The following is a 21508-nucleotide window of genomic DNA, read 5'->3' on the forward strand; positions in this document are numbered from 1 at the left end:
ACTCAACGCCTTCGACATCACCTTCGACGGCCGGCTCTCCGCAGCACGCCAGTAACTCCAACAACCTGAGTTACACCGCTCGTTTGACAGACCCGCGGTACGCCCGGACGCTCCCGTGGTCGGCTGAGCCGCCGCCCGGCAGGTAGACCATGGCCCGCTGCCCGTCGTTCTCCAGACTTGGCGGTGTCTCATGAGACACCGTGATCAGACTGTGGGCCGGACGCACACCCAGTTTCCAGGTGTAGGCCGCGCGACCCTGACCGGAACTGGTCCACGGACATGCCGTAGGCGCCGCCCGACGGCCGTGTGGCCGTTCACCATCGCCGTCGGACTCGACCGCGCCCCCGAAGGCGGGCTCGGCTCACGGTCCGCGCCAGAGGTTGGCGAAGGCCGCGTTCTCGATGGTCCGCCTCTGGCGTACGGCCTCCAGTTCCATCACCGCGTCGTGGACGGCAGCCACCACGGTCGTCACCGCCTCGTCATCAAGGCCGGTCTCATCGTCGGATCGTTCGGCGTCGATGCCCACGACCGAGGCGAGGGCGGCCAGGACGGGTTCCTTCTCTTTCCAGCGGTCGGCTGCACGGCGGCGCGCGGGCGTATCGACCGGTTCCACGCGTTCCGAGCCGAAGGACAACCGGCCGCTTCGCTGCGGCTTCAGCTCACCGTTCTCCTCCAGGCCGGCCTGGTACGCGGCCGAGAGGTCTCGGCCCCGGCGCCACAGCCAGTCCTCGATCCGCTCGTAGGGCGCCTGCCGAGTGAGCCCTGCCGCAGCCTCGCCCATGAACCGATCGTCCAGCGTCGGCGGTCCACCCGGCACGATGCGGTCGCCGTCCACGGCGACCGCCCCCGCACCGATGAGATCGATCAGCTCGGCTCCCGCGAGTGCGAGGGACAGGTCGCCCTGTCCCACGGAATGCTTCAGGTCCATGGTGATGATGAACAGGTCTTTCGCCGTGGTCATGAACGGCTCCCCTCGGAGACATCGACAAAGGTGCGTCCCCACCGACCGGGCCCGCGTCCGAGGCCGGCCCGGCGGCGGGGGCGACTGTCACGATCAGTATCGCCCCGCCCGCGCGACCGAAGCCTTTTCGCAAGGCGGCGGGAGTTTCTGCCGACGACGTCAGAACGGCGGGCCCTCGCTGTACTGGATCCCCGAGCCGCTTCGTCCGCCTGTCCGCCGAGCGGCTGCGAACGGTCGAAGGGAACAAGATCATCAGGCGCGTGGCGTCTCCGCACGAGTCCTCCCACATGGAGGGGACGAGACATGTTGAAGCATCTGGAGAACCGTCCTGTTTGACCTCGAACGCCCACCCGTCCTCCACCGCCACGGGCGGCAGGCTGCTCGGCGTGGCGAGCATCGGATCGATCCGCGGCAAGCCCACCATGACCATCCCGCTCAGGACGCGCTGCGCTTCTTCGCGGCCGTGGTCTTCTTCGTGGTGGTGTTCTTCGTCGTGCGCTTCGCGGCCGCTGTCTTCGTCGCGGTGGTCTTCCTGGTCGGGGCGGCCTTCTTCGTGGCCGTGGTCTTCTTGCGTGGCTGCATCGTGTGCACGGTGGCGTCCAGGCCGCCGTGCTCGCTGCGCGATTCATTGGCCGCCTTGACGGAGGCGTTCAGGGCGGCCATCAGATCGACGACCTTCCCGGCTGCCTTCCGTTCCTCGCCCTTGGCCGGCTCCGGGAGCTCGGTGCCCTCCGACTTCGCCTCTATCAGTTCCTCCAGGGCGTCGCGGTACTGGTCCCGGAAGCCGGAGATGTCGTCGATGGCCATGGTGTCGGTGAGCCGGACGGCACGCTCGATCTCGTCGTCGTCCAGGTAGACGTCCTTGGGCGCGAGGGACTCGTGGCTGCGGATCTCGTCGGGCCACCGCATCGCGTGCAGCACGATCGCGTCCTCGCGCACCCGGAGCAGCCCGAGGCGCTCGCGGTTGTGCCAGGCGAACTTTGCGACGGCGACCAGCGGCCCGCGCCCGACGGGGACGGGCGGTCGCCTTTCCCACGCTGAAGGCGTATTCGAGTTCGCGGCGGGCCTGTTCTGCGGCCGCATCGTTCTCGACCTGGTCGAGCAATTCCCGGTGACGCTCCGCGACGGTGCGCTGGGCTCGTTGGCAGCCGCGGTTGACCAGCGTCATCAGGGACCCGATGTGTCCGGTGCTGCGGGCGAAGCGGTAGTCGGACAGGTCGTCGGCGAGCATGCCCGGATGCGCATGCAGTGGCTGACGGACCGGGTGGCCGCCAACGGCCGCCCCCTCCACCCCACCAGCGTCGTCACGCTCGGCGGAGCTGTCTCGCCCGTACTCGAAGCAGCCCTGCCAGCAGCCGGGAAGCAGAGCTGATGCCGGTGGCACGCCTGCGCCACCGCACCGCCGTCGACTCCACCCGCCCCCCGACCAACCAGGACGCCCGGGCCCGCATGCTGCCGGCCGCCCTGTGGCCCGAGTGGTCCCTGCGCCTCTCCCCCCGACATGCCAGCGGCCGTCCCATGGCCCGACGCGCGGACGAGCTCCTCTCCATCGCCTGCCTCCTGGCCGGCAACACCACCTCGATCCGCGCCGTGACCCGCCTGACCGGCACCACCGTCAGCGGCCACAACGTGTCCACTCTCCTCGCCGACCTCACCCGTCGCAACGACTGCGCCGACGTCTTGCGCGTACTGATCCTGCTGGCCGACCACCTCGACACGCATGGCAGCCCCATCGACTACGCACGTCGCCGAGCCCTGTTCACCACCCGCTCCCGCTTCATCCCCCAGAGCTGGCAGGACCTGCAGCGGCGGCTGCGTTCGAACCCTGCCCCTGGTGTCTCACACGCCCAGCGCTGGACCTTTCACACCCTGACCGGTTCACCGCCTCATCGGGCGCACCCGGACATCGCACCGGCTACCGGCGCGGAACGCCAGCAGTACCAGCGCTTTCGCCGGCGGGATCCTGCCTGCCGAGGCCGAACTGCTCCACGGCACCGCACAATCCGTCCTTGACGAGCACGGCCTGGACGAGCCTGTCCAGTGGACGCCGCGGCTCCCCGCCCGCGCTCTGCGCGGTCTTGCACTCCCGGGGCCGGAGCCGGACAGCGTCAGCGCCGTCCGGCTTCACCAGGCCGTACCTGGCGGAGACTTCTCCATCGCCCGCGTCGCGCGCACCCTGGACACCACGACCGCTCACGTCGCCTACCTGCTGTCCGAGAACCCCGTCGACTGGAGCCCGCCGCGGTTCAAGCGCCCCCAGGACACTGCCAGCCGCGTACGTCAGTGGCGCACTTGGTACGAACAAGACCACCAGTCCCTGCAGGCCATCGCGGACCGAGAGAGAACCAGCCTGGCCACCATCCGTCTCGCACCTCTGAAGGACGGCACACAGTTGCGCCCCGCTGGGTCCTATCCCGGCCGCCCCAGGCGGAAGTGATCCTTCCGAGTGCAGGAGTGGCTGCGTGACCCCCTCCTTGCGACTACTCGGGCAGGGGGCGGTCGTCGATGACGTTCTTCATGACGAGGGTGGAGGTCAGGCGCTGGACCCCTGGCAGTCGGGCGAGCTGCTGGTCGTACAGCTGCTGGAAGGCGGCTAGGTCGGTGGTGGCGACCCTCAGGAGGTAGTCCGGCTCGCCAAAGAGGCGCTGGGCCTGGAGGACGTGCGGGAGGTCGGCAACGGCCTCTTCGAAGGCGGTGACGGTGTCGGGGGTCTCCCATCGCAGCGTGGCGAAGACGAGGGCTTCGAAATTCAGGTCGACGGCGGCCGGGTCGACGACGACCCGGTAGCCGCGGATCGCGCCTTCGCGTTCGAGGTCTCGCAGGCGGCGGTGGCAGGGCGAGACGCTGAGCTGCACGCGGGCGGCCAGCTCGGTGACGGTCAGACGGCCATCGAGCTGCAGCTCGGTAAGAATCTTCCGGTCCAGAGCATCCATGGAGAAAATTCTCCCCCACATCGCGCGAGCACGGGGTAAATACGCAAACATTTTCGGGTGAATCCGGCCTAACCTTCCTCGCAGAGAAAGAATCATGAGAGGGAACGTTCGATGGATACGACGACGCTGGCGGCCTTCCTGGTAGTGGACCTGCTGCTGGTGTTCACTCCGGGCGCGGACTGGGCGTACGCGATCTCCGCCGGGTTGCGGGGGCGCTCGGTCGCCCCCGCCGTCATCGGGCTGGTCGCAGGACACGCGGTCTACGCGCTGGTGGCCGTCGCGGGTCTGGCGGTGATCGTGGCGAGCTCCCCGGCCGCGCTCACCGCCCTGACTGTCGCAGGCGCCGGATACCTGCTGTGGCTGGGCTGGGGCGTGCTGAGGCAGCCCGCCGTACCGGCAGCAGCCGGAGAGGGGACGGACGCCTCCCGCGCGCAGGTCATGCTCAAGGGGCTCGGAATCAGCGGCCTGAACCCGAAGGCGCTGCTGCTGTACTTCTCGCTGTTCCCGCAGTTCATCCACGCCGACGATGGCTGGCCGGTCGCCGCGCAGACCGGGCTGCTCAGCATGGTGCACCTGACCGCGTGCGCCGTCGTCTACCTCGCCGTCGGCGTCCTGGCCCGCACGGTCCTGACGACCCGTCCCTCGGCCGCCCGGGCCGTAACCCGGATCAGCGGTGCCATGATGATCGCCATCGGCGCCTTCCTGCTGGTGGAACGCCTGACCGGCTGAGGGACCCGCCCGACACGGACTTGAAGGAGAGCATGTACGTGGAAGACCAGACACAGCGTGAGCAGGCGAGCCCCGCGGTCCGCAAGCGCGTCCAGGACAGCTTCGATCGCCAGGGCCTCATGACCCACCTCGGCGCACGCCTCGCCCACATCGGCCCCGGCCGCGTCCACATCATCCTTCCGGCCCGCCCTTGAAGTGACCCAGCAGCACGGCTACGTCCACGCCGGCGCCACCAGCGCCATCGCCGACACCGCCGGCGGCTATGCCGCACTTACCCTGTTCGACGAGGACTCCGAAGTCCTCACCGGCGAATACAAGATCAACCTCCTCGCTCCCGCAGCCGGTGACCACCAGGAGGTGGTCGGCACCGTCCTCAAGCCCGGCCGCACCCTGACCGTGTGCCGACTGGAGGTGTACGGCGTCCAGGGTGACGGCGAGCGGAAGCTCGTCGCCAACGGCCAGCAGATCCTGATCCGCGCGAACAGGCCCGCCCAGTGAGCCCCCACCCGGCCACGTCGTCGTTGCCGACCTGGGTCACGTGGTGGCAGCGCCCGTTCCCCGACGCCAACACGCTCCTGCTATCAGGACGGCAACCAGCCCTGATCGACAGCGGGTTCGTCGGGCACGCGCAGGAGACCGCCGCCTGGGCCCGCGCCAAGGCCGGGAATGTCGCCCTCGTCGTGAACACCCACCGGCACTCCGACCACGTCGGCGGCAACGCCCTCCTTCAGGCCCAGGGCGCCGCGATCGCGGCCGGGGCACCGGAGGTGGAGGCGATCTCCCGCCGGGACCCGGGATGTTGCGCGGCCGAGTACCTCGACCAGCCCGTGGCCCCGTACACCGTCGACCTCGCGCTCGACGACAAACAGGTCCTCCGCCTCGGGGACACCGACTGGGAAGTCAGGAGAACCCCCGGCCACACCCCGGGCCACCTGGCCCTGTGGCAGCCGGAGGAGCGGCTCCTCGTCGTCGGCGACGCGCTGTCGGACTACGACATCGGCTGGGCCAACCTCGCCCTTGACGGCCTCGACGCCGCCACCACCGCGCTCACCTCCCTGAAGCGGATGGCCGACCTCGCACCGCGCATGATCCTGCCCTCCCACGGCCCGATTCCCACCGAGCCCGCCACCGCCTTCGCCGCCGCCCCGCGCCGGGCCCAGCGCCTCGTCGACGATCCCGACGGAGCAGTCTGGTACGGCGCACGGCGGATCTTCGCCTTCGCCCTGATGATCCGCGAAGGGATCCCGGCCGACGAGGTCGAGCCGTACCTCCTTGCCCGAACTTGGCTGACCGACGCCGCACGCCTCCTGGACGTGACTCCCGAGTCCCTCACCGCCGAACTGGTCACGACCATGCTCACCAGCGGCGCGGTCGCCCTCCGTGACGGACGCCTGCACGCAGTCGTCGACCACACCCCGACGACGGCCGAGGCGTTGCGCGTGCCCTACCCACGCGCCTGGCCGGCCACTGAGCTGCGCTGACTTGGTGGTTCGGGGCGGACTCTCTGGTCAGCCGGCCCCGGATGCCGGACGCGCGAGCGGTCCACACCGAACCCGGGAGGCCCTCACCCGTTCAAGACGCTTCAGCCGAGACCTGCATCACCCGTCCACAACCTTCCGGGACAGAACACCTAGTTCCTGCGGAACCACCGAGATGCCGAGGAAATGCCAGGGCCGTGAGACGGACGGGCCGTGCCGTCGGTCTGAGACAGCGAAGGAACCGCTGGTAAGCGAGCACGGCTTGTGCCACGAACCGCGAGACCCTACACGTGTGTGTTGTAGGTTCTCAAAAACCGCGCCATATTCTCAGCGCCAACTGCACATCGGCGCCATATGTGGTGCCGTGCTGAGACTCCGGCTCAGCGGATGTACTTCCGGAGCTGTGGCATCGCCCCCTCGCCGACGGTCACCACGGGGGCAGTCGGCCGTACTGGCAGTCGCCGGCAATGCCATTGGTTCAACTGGGCAAATGGGTGAGGGAGTCATCACCGGTGACGGCGACGCAGGATCGCGGGAGGAGCACCGGCCCCACTCCGATGACGGACACGGAGCCGAGGACCGGAAGAGGGTACGGCCATGTGTGGCAGCGGCATTCGCTCCGAGAGGTCGTGTTCACACGTCGAGGGGCTCTCACGGGAGTTGGTCGGCATCGGCCTTGCCGGTCGTCGCCCCGGCCGCGAGCCCGGACCAGTTCTGGCGTACCACAGGCACCGATTCACAGCCGCGGAGCCGGGCGTCCCTGCGTGCCTGACCAGGCGACTTCCCACTGCCCACCGCCCGGCCGTCGACGACCGCGAGCCAGTCACCCTGAGACAGCTCCGCCCGCAGCGCGTCCACGCCGGTCGGTTCCAAGGCCAGGAGCAGCGCCGGGTCGGGGTCCGTGGGGGTGTCGGCCGCCACCGCGCGCGGTGTTCCCGCGCGCCACTCGGCGGTGGTCCGCTCGCCGGACCTGGACCGTGACCACAGCACGTGCTGCAACACGATCAGCGGTCCCAGTGCCGTCAGGAGCGGGAAGGCGCCCGTCAGCACTCCCAGGCCGAACAGCAGACTGACGCTCGCGGACACCGCCAGTCCGACTCCAGCCGCGAGAAGGGCGGCGGCCCGTCCGAAGGCCTTGAGCGCCACCAGCGGGAAGAGCGCGAGGAGCAGCAGGTCGCCCAGCCCGAGCGCCACCGGTGGTCTGCCCTGGGTGACTGCCAGCAGCGGGGCGAACGGCAGTCCCATGACCTGGGCGGCGAACCGGTCCATGACGGAGGTGAGTCCGGTCGCCACCAGGTCGTAGCAGCAGAGCATGCCCGCGAACCACGCCGCGTGGACGGAGCGCATCCCGCTCTGTGCCCACATGTTGGCTACTCCCACCACGGCGATGGCGAGCAGCACGTCGGTCAGAGCGGTCACGGCGACCGGCAGGTCCGCGAACGCGCATCCGGCGGTGGTGGCCACCAGCGCCCCTGCAGTCGACCAGGCCCGCCCCCCGCCGATCAGCGGCGCGAGGGTGAACTGGAGCGCCGCGCAGAGGACCAGGCCGAAGACGACGGCCACCGCGGCCCGGGGCGCTGTCAGATAGACCAGGGGAGCCGCCACCACGACGACGCCCATCACGGCGACGTCGGGCAGTTCGTACGTGCCGACCGGAGGGCGGGGCATCCGGACCCGCGCGAAGTAGACGGCACCTGCCACCGTGATCGCGGCGACGGCGCAGTTGAGGCCCACGAGGGCGAGGGCAGTACTCATGCCGACCTCGCGACGCGTACGGCGGGGCGGACCGACTCGAAGGTGTGCTCGCGCAGATCGGCGCGGACCGGGCCGGTCGGCGGCAGCGTGGCCGGATCGTCGTGGAGCACGATGCCGTCCAGCGCGAGGCCCGCCGTTGTGGCCCGCTCCTGCAGCCTGCCGAGCAGGGCGGCGGCGGGCGTTCGGCGGACCAGGACATGGAGGACAGGGCCCCCGGGCCGGTCGACCAGGGCGTAACGCGCCGGCAGCGGGATGTCCGGCTCGGACTCCAGCAGGTTCAGCACCGACCGGGTCGGTATCGCGATGCTCTGCGGACCTGACCAGCGGCCGAGTATGGGCGAGGTCGCGGGTAGATGGGCCAGCTCGCACGTGGGCTCGGCCTCGGGACGCCGGACCAGGTCGCCGGTCGCGTAGCGCAGCAGCAGGGTGCAGTCCCGGTAGGGGACGTACGGCGTCTGCGCGATGATGCCGACGGCACCGGGCGGCGTCGGCTCGTGTGTCACGGGATCGAGTATCTCCATGTGCCCGAACTCGGTGGTGTGGTGCAGATGTCCCTCGGTGCACGGTGTGCCGCCCGAGGGGAGGGCCTCGGTCATCATGTACGCCGTGGAGATCCGTGCGCCCAGGGCGACTGCGGCCCGCTCCCTCAGCGGATCGGAGAGCACTTCACCGCCGACGCCGATGGACTCCAGGCCGAAGTCCTTTGCTTGCCAGTCGTTTCTCTCCGCTTCTTCGACGAGGGCGGAGAGGTAGGACGCGGAGACCGTCAGATGGGTGATCTGCGGGGCTTTGCCACGCAGGCCGAGCGGAGTGGCCAGCTGGTCCAGCGCCACGGCCGGGTCCACGGTGCCGATCTGAACGAACGAGGCACCGATCCGGGTCACCGACTCCTCCACGTTGAGCAGCGGCAGGGTCGCCCGGGAGCAGCCCGCGTACGCCATGGTGTGGTGGGGCCGTAGGCCCATGCCGAGCACGGCCGAGACGGTACTCATGGCAACCGCGATCTCCACCTCGGCCCTGGAGTACCAGACAGCGGTGGGGGTGCCGCTGGTCCCAGTGGTGAGCGCCATCAGCGCGGGGGTGGAGGCGGCGGATACGAAGGCGGCCGGCAGACCGCGCAGGGCCTCCTTGGGCGTGACCGGTACGCGGTCCCAGGTCTCCGGGGTGAGACTGCTCGGGTCGAGTCCCAGGGCGTCGAAGGTCCGCCGGTAGTGGGCCGTGTGCTGGGCGGCGGCCCGTGCCGTGGCCCGCAGGCTGCGCTCCGTGACGGTCCGTCGTACGGCGGGGTCGACGGCCCCCGCCTGACCGGGGAGCAGAGCCGAGTCCGCCCCGGGCTCGCCGAACTCGGCCAGGGTCGCGATGAGGTCGCGAGCTATGCGTTCCAGGTCCTGCGGACGGATGCGACGGTTGCGCAAAATCGCCATGCCGTAGCGGAGTTGACTGAGGGCGGTACCGAACAAGGGGTCTCCTGACGCCTGGACCGGGTTGTCTTCCCGGTCCAGGCCGGGGCCGAGCGTCAGACCATGCTGGCGAACATCGCCGCGGTGAGCGTGCTGAAGGCGTACTTGACGTAGTGCTTGACCATGACGGGTCTCCCTTGTTCCGCGCCGCCCGGGGGCGGCTGGGCTCCTGGTGGTGCACTCGCGACCGGGAACGGCCATTCGATTAACGCGACCTTAGAGTAAGGAAATTGAGCGATCAATGGTTTCTCGCGACGAACTGAATCTCCGATATTCGCTTCGCCACCCCTTCACTCTGGTCAAGCGCCCGGCGGATACGACAGCACCAAGTCCCGTGTGCTGATGGCTGAGTTGGGCTTCACCGCCGAGATCGCCCGCAAGGGCGTGCCCGCCCCGGTCCAGGCCGCCGAGCGCTGGGTCGTGGAGCGTACGCACTCGTGGATGAACGGCTACGGCAGGCTACGGCGCTGCACCGAGAGGAACGGCGAGGCAGTGGACTTCTACTTCTACCTCGCTGCCACACTCATCACGCTCCGTATGCTCATTCGACGTTCGACGAGCCAGTACCATTGGGACGCTCGCCCCACCACTCGACGCCTGAAGTGATCCATTTGCCGGTCGGTATCAACGACCTCGCGCATGGTTAGCGGTGACGTTGGCCCTACCGGCTCGTTTGGCCGTTCGTGGTGGGATGCAGGCACGTAGGTTGATCATGTCGGAGCGTCGGGTCACGGGCCTTTCAGCGGCTGTGATTGCTGATCTGGTGGCGAAGTTGGGGCCGGTCTGGCAGGCCCGCAGAGATGCCGAGCTGCTCGACCGACCACGTCGGCGAGCGGACGGAGCGGGCGCGAAGTACAAGCTGGTCTTCGTCGACCGGCTCCTGGCCACACTCGTTCATCTGAGGCACGGCGTTACCCACGACGTACTGGCCTGCTGGTTTCAGGTGTACCGGTCGACCATCACTCGTGCGGTCGGCGGGATCCGGCCTCTGCTCGCCGACCGCGGCTGTCGCATCGAGGGCGGTCTGCGACTTCGCACGCTTGCCGATGTGATCACGCATCTCGGCGCCACCGGTCAGACCGCGCTGATGGACGCCACCGAGATCAGGGTCCGTCGCCCGGGCGCACACCGCGGCGGACGCAGCCGGTTCATCTTCGGCAAGAGCCGTATCAACGCCATGAAAGCCCTCGTCGTCACTGATGAGCGCGGACGACCACTGTTCTGCGGCGAGGTCCGGGCCGGATCCGTCGCCGACATCACCCAAGCCCGTGACGTCGACCTGCTCGCCGACACCATTGACCTGCAGATCCTTGCCGACGCCGGCTATCAGGGCCTCGCGGCCCAAACCTACGGCCAGGTCGTCACCCCACCACGCAAACGCCGCGGCAAACACCTCGAACATCTGCAATGGCTGATGGCACACCACGAGGCCGCCCGCTTCGCCCACTCCTCAGCCAGAAACCCGTCGAACACGGCATCGCCCACCTCAAGAACTGGAGAGCCCTCGCCCGGCACCACACCCGACGAGACAGCCTGCCCGACACCATCCGAGCCTTCGCCGGACTCCTGACCGACCAACAAGCAACCCACCACACGAAGGCACTCGCACTGCCCACCACACCCGCGTGATCAAAACGCCAACCACAAGCTCAACACGCCCTCACCCCAACCAGGCACGAGGTCGTTAATTCATGACACTCCCTCGTTACGAGACTTGCACAGTGACCTTTTGTCCGGGTGCGACGGACACCTTTGCGTAGGTGCAGGTCTTTCCGTTGACGGTCTTCGTCTTGACTGCTTGGGGGACGCCGTTGACCTTGATCGTCGAGTGGCTGCCGGGGAAGCGGGCCTCCCACTTGTAGCGGGCCGAACCCGTGGCGTTGGTCAGGGTCGACTTGGTGGCACCGTCATGACGCAGGGTGAACGTGTTATCGCCGATCCTGATGTCCTTGACCTGCAGCCAGCCCATTCCGGCGGGCATGCGGGACTGGGTGCTCAGGGCGCGCCCCGGGGCGTTGGGCTGCACGCCCATGAGGCCCTCGACGGTCTGGCTCAACAGGGTGTAGGAGACTTCGGGATAGTCGCCGTTGGGTCCTTGGCTGGACGCCGGGTGCTGGTCGTTTCGCTTGTCGTAGACGTACTGCATCCACTTCCAGGCCGTGTCGTTGTGCTCGTAGGCGAAGAAGGTGTCCGGCAGGTAGCTGATCGCCTCGACGTTGGACGGCCTGCCGCTGCCGCTCGCCTGCTCGTCGACGTAGTCCAGGTAGGCGTCGGCGCGCGCCCCCGGATTCATGATCTGTTTCATGGGCATGAACCAGCTGTTCTCCTTGCCCCAGCCGGTGAGCGCCTTGCCGTCGGTGGTGTAGCCGCGGACCATGTCGGCCCCTGAGCCGGAGCCGCTCCAGGTGTCGTTGAAGTACGCCTTGAGGCTGTCGGCCCGCTGCTGGAACTCCTTGGACAGGGCTTCGTCGCCCTTGGCGGCGGCCAGGTCGGACATCGCTCGGTATGCCTGGTACTGGGATCCGATGGAGTCCCCGGACTCGGCCAGGTGCTCCTCTCCGACCTCGTTGTAGCTGGCGGCGCCGGCGAAGATGCCGTTGCCGGTGCCTTCGGCGACACCGTTGGGCTTGTTGGCGTCGTGGAGTTCGACGAAGTCCTTGGTCGCGTGCTTGTAGAAGTCCCAGAGCGTGCTGTCGTTGACGTAGGCGCTGTCGCCACTCCAGCGGTAGGCGTGATGGGCTTTCTCCACCAGCTCGAACGTGGCCGGGACCTCTCGGACGAAGGAGGTTGGGCTCCGGTAGTCGATCGAGAGGTATGTCTTGTTGTCGAAGTTGATGGCCCATACGGGGTAGTACTTGTGCTCGGACGTCGCGGAGCCGGCAAAGGCACGCAGCATGGCCTTGTTCGCGTCGTTCAGCCCGAGGACGGAGGCGCCGGCGAGCTGGTGAGCCATGTCGCGTGAGTAGTAGCCGCTGCGATGCGCATACCCGGCCCAGTAGGACGGGCCGTACGTGCCGGTGCCGGTTCCGGACCGGTTGCCCTCGTCGACGTTCAGCGGACCGGTCGTGCCGGGCATCTGGACCCAGCTGTTGGCCTTGCGCTTCGACCAGTCGAACATCTCGACGATCTTGGGGTCGGAGGACGAGATCACCGGGTCGACCGGGGCCGCGGGGGAGACCATGATGTCGTCGGCGTTGACCCAGCTGCTGCCGGACTCGAAGGCGAGCTCCAGCTGGTCGCCGCTTTTCAGGGACACCCGGCTGATCGTGTAGCGGGCGTAGCCGGACCGGCTGGGCAGATCCACCGCACCGGCCTGCGCACCGTTCACCCGGGCGACGAACCTTCCCCCCGTGCCGCCGGTGGCGATCCAGGCGGAGAAGTCGTACGTACCGTCACCGGACGCCGTGATGGTCTGCGCCACCTTGTTACCGCTTCCGGCATCCAGGTACGCGAGCTTTGCGCCACCGTGCGGTGCGTTGGTGGCGACTCCGGTGCCGGAAGTGAACGTCCAGCCCGTGGTGCCGTCCTCGAAGCTGAGATTGGTGAGGGTCAGCGCTGAGGTGGCTGCGATGGCCGGACTGCCCAGGGCCAGTGGTGTGAGCGGGGCGAGTGTGGCGAGTGTGGCTACGACTGCCAGGCGGGCAGGACGGCGATGCCTCATGGCGTACTCCAGTGCGGGGCTCGAATGAGTGGCCGAAAGCTAGCAGCGGCGCTCGACGGGTTGCAATAGTCCTGCAGACTTGCGATGCGGAATCGATCAGAAAGTTTTCAATCAATCATTGCAAGTGAGGTTGGGTGGTTGCTAACTTCCCTCCCGTCGACCCGACGTTCGGTCGATGCCCGAGCCGCATGTAGAGGTGGTCATCTCATGGACATGAGTCGTCGCAGAGTTCTTGGAGTGGGCGGCGTACTTGCCGCAGGTGCGGGCCTCGGCGGCCTGACCGCCTGCTCCGGCACCGGCAGCGTGGGCGCTCAGGGCGGCGGTGTTGGTGACGCCACCAAGGGCTCAATCACGGTGTGGAGCTGGCAGGGCCCGGCGGCGGAGTTGCGAGCGCTGGTTCCGACGTTCAACAAGAAGTACCCGGACATCAAGGTGACCGTGCAGGACATCGGGAACCCGGCGATCTGGGACAAGATCACTACGGGCATGGCAGCCGGAGGGGCGGGCCTCGCGGACGTACTGCACATAGGCGTCGACTACCTGCCCGGATACGTGGACCGCTTCCCGGGCCAGCTTGCCGATCTCGGCAAGCTGGGAGCCCACAAGTACCGGGACGCCTTCGCGAAGGGCCTGTGGGAGACGGTCTCGCCCAAGGGCGAACAGGTGAACGCGCTTCCGTGGGAGGCGAACTCGGCCGGGTTCTACTACCGTGCCGATGTCTTCGAGGAAGCCGGTGTCGATGTCGGAGCGCTCGACACCTGGGACGACGCGATCGAGGCCGGCAAGAAGATCAAGGAGAAGACGGGCAAGTACCTTCTGGGGATCGACAAGCCCGCCTCGCAGCAGGACTCGGCGAACTTCTTCCAGCTGCTGCTCCAGCTCCAGGGCGGCTTCTATTTCAACACCGACGGCGACATCACCCTCGATTCCGCAGAGGCCGTGCGTGCCATGTCGCTCATCAAGAAGATGAACGACGCCGGGCTTGTCAGCGACATCTCCGGCGGCTGGAACGCGCTGATCAGCTCGATCAAGAAGGGAACGGCGGCGGTCCTGCCGTGGCCGACCTGGTTCGGCGGCATCATCGAGGAGACGGTCCCCGACCAGGCGGGCAAGTGGGGTGTGCGTCTGCCCCCGTCCGTACGCCGCGGCGGGACCACCGCCGCCACCGTGAACTCCACACACCTGGCCGTTGCCGGTACCAGCAAGCACCAGGCCGCGGCCTGGAACTTCGTGGAGTTCGCGCTGACGCGGCCCGAGTCGCAGGTCAAGATCTACCGGGGCAAGGGGATCGCCCCGGCCCTGTTGAAGGCGTACGACGATCCGGTCTTCCACGAGCCGTCGAAGTTCTTCGGCGGTCAGAAGAAGGGTGAGATTTTCTTCGGTGCCCTCAAGGCGCCCTCGCCGGCGTTCAACTACACCTCCGACTATGCCCGAGCGCTCAAGGTGGTCACCGACGCCCAGACGAAGGTGCTGCTCAAGGGCGCCGACCCGGCCAAGGTGCTGCATGCGGCGGCGGACCAGCTCGCTTCCCAGACCGGACGCCAGGTCGCCCGATGAGCGTTGTCACTTCCCCGACCCGTACGGTGCGATCGGCGGGTGTGCGCGACTCCCGACCACCGCGCTTGAGCGCCCGCCGTCTCGCGCCGTACGCTTTCGTCCTGCCCGCCGTGCTGCTGTTCGCCGCCTTCAAGCTCTACCCGATCGGCTGGTCGTTCGTTCTCAGCCTCCACAAGACGGTCGACGGCGTCGACACGTTCGTCGGAGCGGACAACTACAAGCGGCTGCTGGACGACCCGCTGTTCTGGACGGCACTGAAGAATACGGCAGTCATCCTGGTGGTCCAGGTGCCGATCATGCTGGCGCTTGCCACTGGCCTGGCCGTCGCTTTCAACTCGGCTTTCCTGCGGGCGCGTTCGGTGTTCCGGCTCGGATTCTTCATGCCGATGGTCACCGGCCTCGTGGCGTACGGTGTCGTCTTCTCCGTCCTGCTCAACGAGAAGTACGGGCTGGTCAACTGGTTGCTCTCGCTCGTCGGAATCGGCGAAGTGCCGTGGCTGACTGATCCGCTGTGGGCAAAGATCTCCCTCGGTCTGGCACTGACCTGGCACTACACCGGTTACAACGCGGTGATTCTGCTGGCTCGTCTGCAGACCATTCCCAAGGAGCTGTACGACGCCGCCTCGGTCGACGGGGCCGGAGCCTGGCAGTCCTTCCGTCACGTGACGCTTCCGGGACTGCGTCCGGCGATCCTCCTCGCCACGGTGCTCTCCACCATCGGGACCCTGCAGATCTTCGACGAGCCGTACATCCTCACCCGCGGCGGCCCCGACAACGCGACGCTGACCATCGGCGTGTACCTGTACCAGAACGCCTTCACGTACTTCGACTTCGGCTATGCGTCGGCCATCGCCTACGTCCTTGCGGTGCTGATCGGAGTCCTCGGCCTGATCCAGTTCCGGGTCCTGGGAGACAAATCATGACGACCCCCGCACGTGGCGCCGCCCGCGCACCACGCACCGGCCTGCACCGCCCAGGCCGCGGCATCCTGCTGACCTCGGGGCTGGCCATCGCGCTCGCCGCCGTACTCCTTCCCTTCTACTGGCTCGTCATCGCCAGCACCCACAGCACTGACGAGATCTTCGACTCCACGCCGCCACTGCTTCCCGGCGGGGACCTCGGCAAGAACCTCTCCAGCCTGCAGGAGACCGCGTCCTTCGGGCAGGTCGTGCTCAACTCCCTGCTCATCGCGGTCATCTACACAGTCTGTGCAGGAGCCGTTTGCACGCTGGCCGGCTACGCCTTCACCAAGTACCGCTTCAAGGGCCGTGACGCGCTCTTCGGCATGCTGATGCTGGGGCTGGTCATCCCGACCCAGGTCACACTGGTTCCGCTGTTCAAGATGATGGCCGAGCTGCACTGGCTCAACACGTATCAGGCCGTGATCATGCCCAATCTGGCGCTGCCGTTCGGAATCTTTCTCATGCGCCAGTCGATGGCTGCGCTGCCCGATGAGCTGCTCGACTCCGGCCGCATGGACGGCTGCGGCGAACTGCGTCTGTTCCTGCGGGTCGTCCTGCCGCCAATGAGGCCCGCCCTGGCAGCACTGGGCATCTTCCTGTTCCTCTACCAGTGGAACGACTTCATCTGGCCCCTGATCGTGCTGCGCGACGATGCCTCCCTCACCATTCCCGTCGCACTCGCCTCGCTGCAGGGCGTCGACGACACCGACTACGGGGCCATCCTCACCGGAACGGCTGTCGCCGCCATTCCCATGATCATCGTCTTCCTGGCCCTTCAACGCCACTTCGTCTCCGGCCTGCTCGCCGGTGCTGTCAAGGAGTGATCGTGAGCACCCAGTCCACCGAGGCCGTCACCACTGCGGAACTGGCGCCCGCCACCTTCGAGCCACTGCTCGACACCGTGGAGATCGCCATCCTGGCCCCGGGCGCCGACCCCGCCTGGACACTGTCCGAAGTGTCCGGCGGCGTGAGAGTGCTGCATGTCGAAGCCCCCGGCTCCCCGGTGGAGATCCGGCTCTCCGCCCCGCTTGGCGATACGGCCGGCTACTGGCACCCGAAGGCAGGCTGGAGCCGGACCCTGGTCGCCGACTGGGAAGGCAGGTCCAGGGTCAGCCTCATCGACGGCCTCGCCGCTGGCTGCCTCTACGACTACTCGGGCGCCACACTGCTCGCATTCGCCGCAGCCGACCCCGTCCCCGAGGTCGCCCTGCGCTTCGGAGTGTCCGAGGAGAACGACACCCACGTCGTCCACCTCGAACTGCCGCCTTCCACCACACCGCACCGCATCCTCTTCGTACCGCACAGCCCCTCAGTTGCCTGGGCCATGCGCCTGCTGCGCGGCTGGTACGAAAAGCAGACCCCGGCTGCCATGCCAGTTCCCGAAGCGGCCCGACTGCCTCTGTACTGCACCTGGTACGCCTTCAACCAGCAGGTCGATGCGGCAGCCGTCGAGCAGCAGGCCGCACTCGCCGCGGACATGGGCTTCGGCACGCTCATCCTGGACGACGGCTGGCAGCGTTTCGGCAGCGGCCGCGGATACGCGGGGGTGGGGGACTGGCTCCCCGACCCCGACAAATTCCCCGACTTCGCCACTCATGTCGCCCTCGTACGCCGACTCGGACTGCGCTACATGGCCTGGGTCGCGCCTCTGCTCCTGGGCCCCCGAGCCGACTGCTACGAGCAATGGGCTTCCTACGCCCCGGCCCTCGCCAAGGTTCCCGGTGCTCACGTCCTCGACCCCCGCAGCCCCGAAGTCCGCTCCCACGTCGTCCGCCTGTGCGTGCGCCTGGTGCGCGCCTACGGTCTCGACGGACTCAAGGTCGACTTCCTCGACGAAGCCATGGCCTACGCAGGCGATGGCAGGGGCGATGTCGGGCAGGCACTCACACTCCTGCTCACCGAACTGCGCACCGCGTTGCTCGCCGAGCGGTCCGATCTGCTACTGGAACTGCGTCAACCCTACGTCGGTCCGGGCATGGCCGCGTTCGGCAACATGCTCAGATCTTTCGACTGCCCGGCCGACTCCACGGCCAACCGCGTCCGCACGATCGACACCGCGCTTCTCGCCGTTGGCGGTGTCGTCCACTCCGACCCCTTGCTGTGGGACACCAGGGCCCCCGCGGCGACCGCCGCACGGCAGCTCATCGGGGCACTTCACTCCGTTCCGCAGGTCTCCGTGCGCCTCGACGCACTTCCCGAGGACCACGCCGAAGCGGTCCGTTTCTGGCTCGCCCAGTGGCGCCGCCTGCGCCCCCAACTGCTCGACGGAACGGTCGAGCCCGGCCGCCCTGACGATCTCTACACTCTGGTACAGGCCGGAGCGGACGGGATGAACGTGGTGTCCGTGTTCAGCGACCGGACCGTACCGGTGCAGCCTGCGGTCCATCGCGAGACGGTCCTGATCAACGCGACTGCCGAAAACCGGCTGGTGCTGGAGGTCCAGGACGAGGGAGCACAGGTGGAGGCCGAGATCCGTGCTCCCTCCGGCCGTATCATCGAGCGGACCCGGATCACACTCACCCCCGGCCTGCACAACCTGCCAGTGCCGAAAATGGGGCTGGCCCTGATCCGGAAAACTGTATGACCCTGCCAGCGAAAAGGGGACGAATGAAGGTCGGCATCGTTGAGATCGCTGCCCGGGCGGGTGTGAGCGAGGCCACCGTCAGTCGGGTCATCAACCGGCGTCAAGGAGTGGCGACGAAGACCAGGGACGCCGTCGAAAAGGCCATGGCAGAACTCGGCTACGAAAGGCCCGTGGGGGGCCAATTGGTCACGGTGATCACCGAGCACGTCTCCAACCCCTTCTTCGCCGACGTCGCCGAACGCATCGAGGCGGCACTGGCACCACACGGACTCAAGGCCGTGTTGTGCCCAGCGTTTCCTGGAGGGGTCCAGGAACGGGAGTTCATCGCCTCGATCATCGACAAGGGCATCGCGGCCGTCGTGTTCCTGTCCTCGTCCAACACCGTGGAGGGTGCCGACACCGAAACCTACGAGATGCTCCGCTCCCGACGTATCCCGTACATCGGTGTCAACGGGGGGTTCGCCGACAACGTTCCCGCGCCCGTCTTCTCCACCGACGACGCGCTGGCAGCCGAACTGGCCGTGGACCATCTCCACCGTCTCGGTCACCGCGCCATCGGCATGGCATCTGGGCCAGCCGGCAACCACCCGGCCGACCGGCGTGTGCAGGGCTTCCTCGACGCCATGGCCAAACGGGGCAGCCAGGACGCTGAACGCTGGGTGATAAGGCAGTCCTACACCGTCGAAGGCGGTCAGGCAGCCGCGCATACCCTGCTACAGCTCGGTGCCACCGCCATCGTCGCCGCCAGCGACTACATGGCCCTCGGCGCAATCCGCGGCATCCGCCGACAGGGATTCTCGGTCCCTGGAGATGTCTCCGTCGTGGGCTACGACGGCTCCATGATCACGGAGTTTGTCGATCCGCCCCTGACCACCGTGAGACAGCCGGCCGACCGGCTCGCCCTCGAAGTCGGCCGCAGCGTCCTCTCGCTCGTCAGCAACCGCGAAGTACCGACGGGAGAACTCTTCTTCGATCCCGAACTGGTGATCCGCTCCACAACGGGGCCCCCGCCGCACAAGTAACTTGGGTGCGGCTCGGTTTAAGAGGGCGTTCAGCGTGGGTGAATTGCCTCATATGCCCTAGTAGGTTCCTCGCCGGGTTGGCGCGGTCTCGTCCGTTATGCGCTTGGCGAGGTTGTCGATCGAGGCGACGTGGATCATGGCTTCGGAGCTGGCGGTGAGGGTCTCGTAGTCGCGGGCGAGACGTCGGTGCATCATGATCCAACCGATACTCCGCTCCACTACCCAGCGCCTTTTCACGACGTGAAAGCCGCGAACTCCGGGATTTCTGTTGACGACTTCGACGTCGATTCCGAGCTGCGCGCCGTGCTCGACGACGGCCTTCTTGAAGCCGGTGTCTACCCAGCTCTTGGCGATGGTCGGGTATGTCTTCTTGGCCTGGTCGAGGAGGCGTATTCCCAGGGCGTTTTCGGAGAGGCTCGCGGTGGTGACGGTCACGACGAGGATCAGGCCGATCGTGTCGGTGAGGATGCCCCGCTTCCGGCCCACAGTCTTCTTCGCGGCGTCCGTTCCCTGGCTGGTCACAGGCACGTTAGTGGAGGTCTTCACGCTCTGGGTGTCGATGACGGAGCCTGTGGGTTCGGGCTTGCGTCCCTCCTTCACGCGGGCCAGTGCCCGTCAGGTCGTAATTGAGCCGGGCGAAGATTCCCTCGTCGCGCCAGGCTGCGCAGTAGGCGTAGACGGTGGCGTGGTTCGGGAAGTCGTGCGGGAGGTATTTCCAGGGGATTCCGGTGCGGTTCATGTAGAGAATCGCGTTGAACACGTCGCGGAGGTCGAATTTGGCCGGCTGGCCGGTGGGCCTGCGGTCGAGCCGGGCTTTTCTCCATGCCGTCAGGGTCGGCTCGATCAGGGCCCATCGAGCGTCGGACAGGTCGCTGGGGTATGGCTTGCGCTGGCTCACGCCGCAGCGTTGGCCCGGGAGGGCCGGAAGGTGCCGTACTCGTTGCCAGGCCGGTGCCCGACGCGTCGGCGGAGCGTACTGGAAATCTGGTCAACATCGTGGTCATCGTGCAGTACGCCCGCCGAACGGCCGACGGTGAGTACGACGCGGGCAAGGGCAAGAAGATCGGTGTCATCACGGCCTACTGCAAGGGCGTCACCAAGTGCCCGAACTGGATCAACGAGTGGGCGGCCTGTGCGCGGAGACGGTCGAGCAGCAGGCGTACATCACACGTTTCCTCCTCGACTGCACCGCCGTGACCGCACTCAACCGGGCCCTGCATTCCTCCCATGCACCGGGCGGACCGCAATAGCCCGACCAATACGGGCCGCACCGCGCTCCGTGCGGTTGCTTTGCCGCCCCGCAACGTACGCACTCCAGGCCCTTCCGGCCACACCCAGGTCGACCGGCATCCCCGGCGCTCGCCGGACGGCCACCACATCGACAGCCCCTTTCCGTCTTCGGGCGGGAGGGGGCTGTTCCGCGCGTCCGGGTCAGGCCAGGGCGTCGATGGCCCCAAGATCTGTGCCAGAACCGAGAACTGATGTCACTCAACAGTTGTGCGGTAAACCCGCCGTGCGGAGAGCGGGGCCACGGTTCGGCGCTCTGGGGCCCTGCACAATGAAAAGGGGATGAAGGGCGAACCAGGCCCGTGCTTACATGGGCGTCATGGTGTCTGCTGAGCGCTTGCTTGCCTTCGCGGCTATGTCATTCCTGCTGATCGTGATCCCCGGGCCCAGTGTGCTGTTCGTGATTGGGCGGGCGTTGGCGCAGGGGCGGCGCGCCGCGCTGACCACTGTCGTGGGGAACACGTTGGGCGCCTATGTGCTCATCGTGGCAGTGGCTCTCGGGATCGGGTCGATCGTGGAGCGCTCCGTGCTTGTCTTCACGGTGCTGAAACTGGCCGGTGCTGCTTATTTGGTGTATCTGGGTGTCAAGGCGTGGCGGCAACGTGGCTCGCTGCAGGCCGCGTTCACTGCTGACAAGACCGCGCAGGGTGGCCTGCGCACGTTGTGGGAGGGGTTCGCCGTCGGTGTGGCCAACCCCAAGACCATTGTGTTCTTCGCCGCCGTACTGCCGCAGTTCGTCGACCGCGCTCAAGGGCACGTCGTGGTTCAGATGTTGGTGCTCGGGCTGGTCTTCAACATCATCGCAGTGGCCTCCGACAGTCTGTGGGGACTGATCGCCGCAACCGGACGGGACTGGTTTGCCCGCTCACCTCAGCGGCTCTCCCTGGTCGGAGGAGTCGGCGGGCTCACGATGATCGGCCTCGGTGTCACCGTCGCCGCGACGGGACGCAAGGACTGATCCCGCACCAGAGAGGCGACCGGGTCAGCCGGCGGCGCGTTCGGCCTGTGCTTTGTTGTGGGTGAGGACCCTGCTGCCCAATTCGTTCAGGCGGAGAGTTGGTAGTTGAGTCGTTCGAGCCTGCTGTGGCGGGCGCGGTCGAGTGGCCCGGTGGTCCAGTG

The 21508-nt window shown here is 67.5% G+C and carries 17 protein-coding genes and 5 pseudogenes; 14 read left to right on the forward strand and 8 right to left on the reverse strand.

Annotated features, from left to right (window positions below; all coding sequences use genetic code 11):
• Positions 1-361 precede the first annotated feature (361 nt).
• The 3 genes and pseudogenes from ACFVX4_RS38895 to ACFVX4_RS38905 form a co-directional block, all read right to left on the reverse strand.
• On the reverse strand, positions 362-961 hold the full coding sequence (locus ACFVX4_RS38895) for a GPP34 family phosphoprotein (RefSeq protein WP_389987319.1): 600 nt from the start codon (positions 959-961) through the stop codon (positions 362-364).
• 322 nt (positions 962-1283) lie between these two features.
• Positions 1284-1385, reverse strand: a pseudogene (locus ACFVX4_RS38900) (ATP-dependent DNA ligase); the annotation flags it as partial.
• Positions 1386-1396: 11 nt separating this feature from the next.
• Positions 1397-1966: pseudogene (locus ACFVX4_RS38905) on the reverse strand (Ku protein); the annotation flags it as partial.
• A 106-nt stretch (positions 1967-2072) separates the two neighbouring features.
• Between ACFVX4_RS38905 and ACFVX4_RS38910 the strand changes: the two are divergent.
• Positions 2073-2333 carry a hypothetical protein gene (locus ACFVX4_RS38910; protein WP_389987322.1) on the forward strand — a complete coding sequence of 87 codons (261 nt, stop codon included), beginning with the start codon at positions 2073-2075 and terminating at the stop codon, positions 2331-2333.
• Entirely contained in the window at positions 2333-2974 is a 642-nt protein-coding gene (locus tag ACFVX4_RS38915) for a hypothetical protein (RefSeq protein WP_389987325.1), read from the forward strand. Before ACFVX4_RS38910 ends, ACFVX4_RS38915 begins: the two co-directional genes overlap by 1 nt.
• A gap of 467 nt (positions 2975-3441) precedes the next feature.
• Here the strand turns inward: ACFVX4_RS38915 and ACFVX4_RS38920 are convergent, their stop codons facing one another.
• Positions 3442-3894, reverse strand: coding sequence for an Lrp/AsnC family transcriptional regulator (locus ACFVX4_RS38920; protein WP_389987328.1), 453 nt, complete (start codon positions 3892-3894; stop codon positions 3442-3444).
• Positions 3895-4005: 111 nt separating this feature from the next.
• On the opposite strand from ACFVX4_RS38920, the gene ACFVX4_RS38925 reads away from it, so the two are divergent.
• The 3 genes and pseudogenes from ACFVX4_RS38925 (at position 4006) to ACFVX4_RS38935 (ending at position 6104) form a co-directional block, all read left to right on the forward strand.
• The gene (locus tag ACFVX4_RS38925) at positions 4006-4623 is read left to right on the forward strand and encodes a LysE family translocator (protein ID WP_389987331.1); all 618 of its coding nucleotides are present in this window, start codon (positions 4006-4008) and stop codon (positions 4621-4623) included.
• Positions 4624-4655: 32 nt separating this feature from the next.
• Positions 4656-5121, forward strand: a pseudogene (locus ACFVX4_RS38930) (PaaI family thioesterase).
• A complete protein-coding gene (locus ACFVX4_RS38935) occupies positions 5118-6104 on the forward strand; it encodes an MBL fold metallo-hydrolase (RefSeq protein WP_389987334.1) in 987 nt (328 codons plus the stop codon). The pseudogene ACFVX4_RS38930 and the gene ACFVX4_RS38935 overlap by 4 nt, the downstream one beginning before the upstream one ends.
• A gap of 648 nt (positions 6105-6752) precedes the next feature.
• On the opposite strand, the gene ACFVX4_RS38940 is transcribed toward ACFVX4_RS38935, so the two are convergent.
• Entirely contained in the window at positions 6753-7856 is a 1104-nt protein-coding gene (locus ACFVX4_RS38940; RefSeq protein ID WP_389987337.1) for a hypothetical protein, read from the reverse strand.
• Entirely contained in the window at positions 7853-9316 is a 1464-nt protein-coding gene (locus tag ACFVX4_RS38945) for a phenylacetate--CoA ligase family protein (RefSeq protein WP_389987340.1), read from the reverse strand. The genes ACFVX4_RS38940 and ACFVX4_RS38945 overlap by 4 nt, the downstream gene beginning before the upstream one ends.
• 312 nt (positions 9317-9628) lie before the next feature.
• Here ACFVX4_RS38945 and ACFVX4_RS38950 point away from each other — a divergent pair.
• Positions 9629-9922: pseudogene (locus tag ACFVX4_RS38950) on the forward strand (IS5/IS1182 family transposase); the annotation flags it as partial.
• Positions 9923-10028: 106 nt separating this feature from the next.
• Positions 10029-10886: a transposase family protein gene (locus tag ACFVX4_RS38955; protein WP_389987343.1), complete on the forward strand. Its 858-nt coding sequence runs from the start codon at positions 10029-10031 to the stop codon at positions 10884-10886.
• Positions 10887-11021: 135 nt separating this feature from the next.
• Here ACFVX4_RS38955 and ACFVX4_RS38960 read toward each other — a convergent pair whose 3' ends face one another.
• Positions 11022-12977 carry a hypothetical protein gene (locus ACFVX4_RS38960; protein WP_389987345.1) on the reverse strand — a complete coding sequence of 652 codons (1956 nt, stop codon included), beginning with the start codon at positions 12975-12977 and terminating at the stop codon, positions 11022-11024.
• A gap of 207 nt (positions 12978-13184) precedes the next feature.
• Here ACFVX4_RS38960 and ACFVX4_RS38965 point away from each other — a divergent pair, with 207 nt between their 5' ends.
• From ACFVX4_RS38965 to ACFVX4_RS38985, 5 genes are read left to right on the forward strand one after another with little or no spacing between them, the layout of a single operon-like run.
• Positions 13185-14534: an ABC transporter substrate-binding protein gene (locus ACFVX4_RS38965; protein ID WP_389987347.1), complete on the forward strand. Its 1350-nt coding sequence runs from the start codon at positions 13185-13187 to the stop codon at positions 14532-14534.
• Positions 14531-15457 (forward strand): carbohydrate ABC transporter permease, encoded by a 927-nt coding sequence (locus ACFVX4_RS38970; protein WP_389987349.1) that lies wholly within the window; start codon positions 14531-14533, stop codon positions 15455-15457. Before ACFVX4_RS38965 ends, ACFVX4_RS38970 begins: the two co-directional genes overlap by 4 nt.
• Positions 15454-16320 (forward strand): carbohydrate ABC transporter permease, encoded by an 867-nt coding sequence (locus ACFVX4_RS38975; protein ID WP_326770799.1) that lies wholly within the window; start codon positions 15454-15456, stop codon positions 16318-16320. The genes ACFVX4_RS38970 and ACFVX4_RS38975 overlap by 4 nt, the downstream gene beginning before the upstream one ends.
• A 2-nt stretch (positions 16321-16322) precedes the next feature.
• The gene (locus ACFVX4_RS38980; protein ID WP_389987353.1) at positions 16323-18080 is read left to right on the forward strand and encodes a glycoside hydrolase family 36 protein; all 1758 of its coding nucleotides are present in this window, start codon (positions 16323-16325) and stop codon (positions 18078-18080) included.
• A 23-nt stretch (positions 18081-18103) separates the two neighbouring features.
• Positions 18104-19102 (forward strand): LacI family DNA-binding transcriptional regulator, encoded by a 999-nt coding sequence (locus ACFVX4_RS38985; protein WP_389987356.1) that lies wholly within the window; start codon positions 18104-18106, stop codon positions 19100-19102.
• A gap of 57 nt (positions 19103-19159) precedes the next feature.
• On the opposite strand, the pseudogene ACFVX4_RS38990 reads toward ACFVX4_RS38985, so the two are convergent.
• A pseudogene (locus ACFVX4_RS38990) lies at positions 19160-20000 on the reverse strand (IS5 family transposase).
• A gap of 53 nt (positions 20001-20053) precedes the next feature.
• Here ACFVX4_RS38990 and ACFVX4_RS38995 point away from each other — a divergent pair.
• Positions 20054-20299: a hypothetical protein gene (locus ACFVX4_RS38995; protein ID WP_389987359.1), complete on the forward strand. Its 246-nt coding sequence runs from the start codon at positions 20054-20056 to the stop codon at positions 20297-20299.
• A 409-nt stretch (positions 20300-20708) separates the two neighbouring features.
• Positions 20709-21347: a LysE family translocator gene (locus tag ACFVX4_RS39000; RefSeq protein WP_389987362.1), complete on the forward strand. Its 639-nt coding sequence runs from the start codon at positions 20709-20711 to the stop codon at positions 21345-21347.
• The last annotated feature ends 161 nt before the right edge of the window (positions 21348-21508 follow it).

This window comes from Streptomyces sp. NPDC058240, from assembly GCF_042882135.1.
Taxonomy (GTDB): domain Bacteria; phylum Actinomycetota; class Actinomycetes; order Streptomycetales; family Streptomycetaceae; genus Streptomyces.

Bases quoted from the DNA above. Each gene is read 5' to 3' on its own strand.
- ACFVX4_RS38940 (WP_389987337.1), bottom strand. From the start codon at position 7,856: ATGAGTACTGCCCTCGCCCTCGTGGGCCTCAACTGCGCCGTCGCCGCG.
- ACFVX4_RS38960 (WP_389987345.1), bottom strand. From the start codon at position 12,977: ATGAGGCATCGCCGTCCTGCCCGCCTGGCAGTCGTAGCCACACTCGCC.
- ACFVX4_RS38955 (WP_389987343.1), top strand. From the start codon at position 10,029: ATGTCGGAGCGTCGGGTCACGGGCCTTTCAGCGGCTGTGATTGCTGAT.
- ACFVX4_RS38970 (WP_389987349.1), top strand. From the start codon at position 14,531: ATGAGCGTTGTCACTTCCCCGACCCGTACGGTGCGATCGGCGGGTGTG.
- ACFVX4_RS38920 (WP_389987328.1), bottom strand. From the start codon at position 3,894: ATGGATGCTCTGGACCGGAAGATTCTTACCGAGCTGCAGCTCGATGGC.
- ACFVX4_RS38925 (WP_389987331.1), top strand. From the start codon at position 4,006: ATGGATACGACGACGCTGGCGGCCTTCCTGGTAGTGGACCTGCTGCTG.
- ACFVX4_RS38985 (WP_389987356.1), top strand. From the start codon at position 18,104: ATGAAGGTCGGCATCGTTGAGATCGCTGCCCGGGCGGGTGTGAGCGAG.
- ACFVX4_RS38965 (WP_389987347.1), top strand. From the start codon at position 13,185: ATGGACATGAGTCGTCGCAGAGTTCTTGGAGTGGGCGGCGTACTTGCC.
- ACFVX4_RS39000 (WP_389987362.1), top strand. From the start codon at position 20,709: ATGGTGTCTGCTGAGCGCTTGCTTGCCTTCGCGGCTATGTCATTCCTG.
- ACFVX4_RS38915 (WP_389987325.1), top strand. From the start codon at position 2,333: ATGCCGGTGGCACGCCTGCGCCACCGCACCGCCGTCGACTCCACCCGC.
- ACFVX4_RS38895 (WP_389987319.1), bottom strand. From the start codon at position 961: ATGACCACGGCGAAAGACCTGTTCATCATCACCATGGACCTGAAGCAT.
- ACFVX4_RS38975 (WP_326770799.1), top strand. From the start codon at position 15,454: ATGACGACCCCCGCACGTGGCGCCGCCCGCGCACCACGCACCGGCCTG.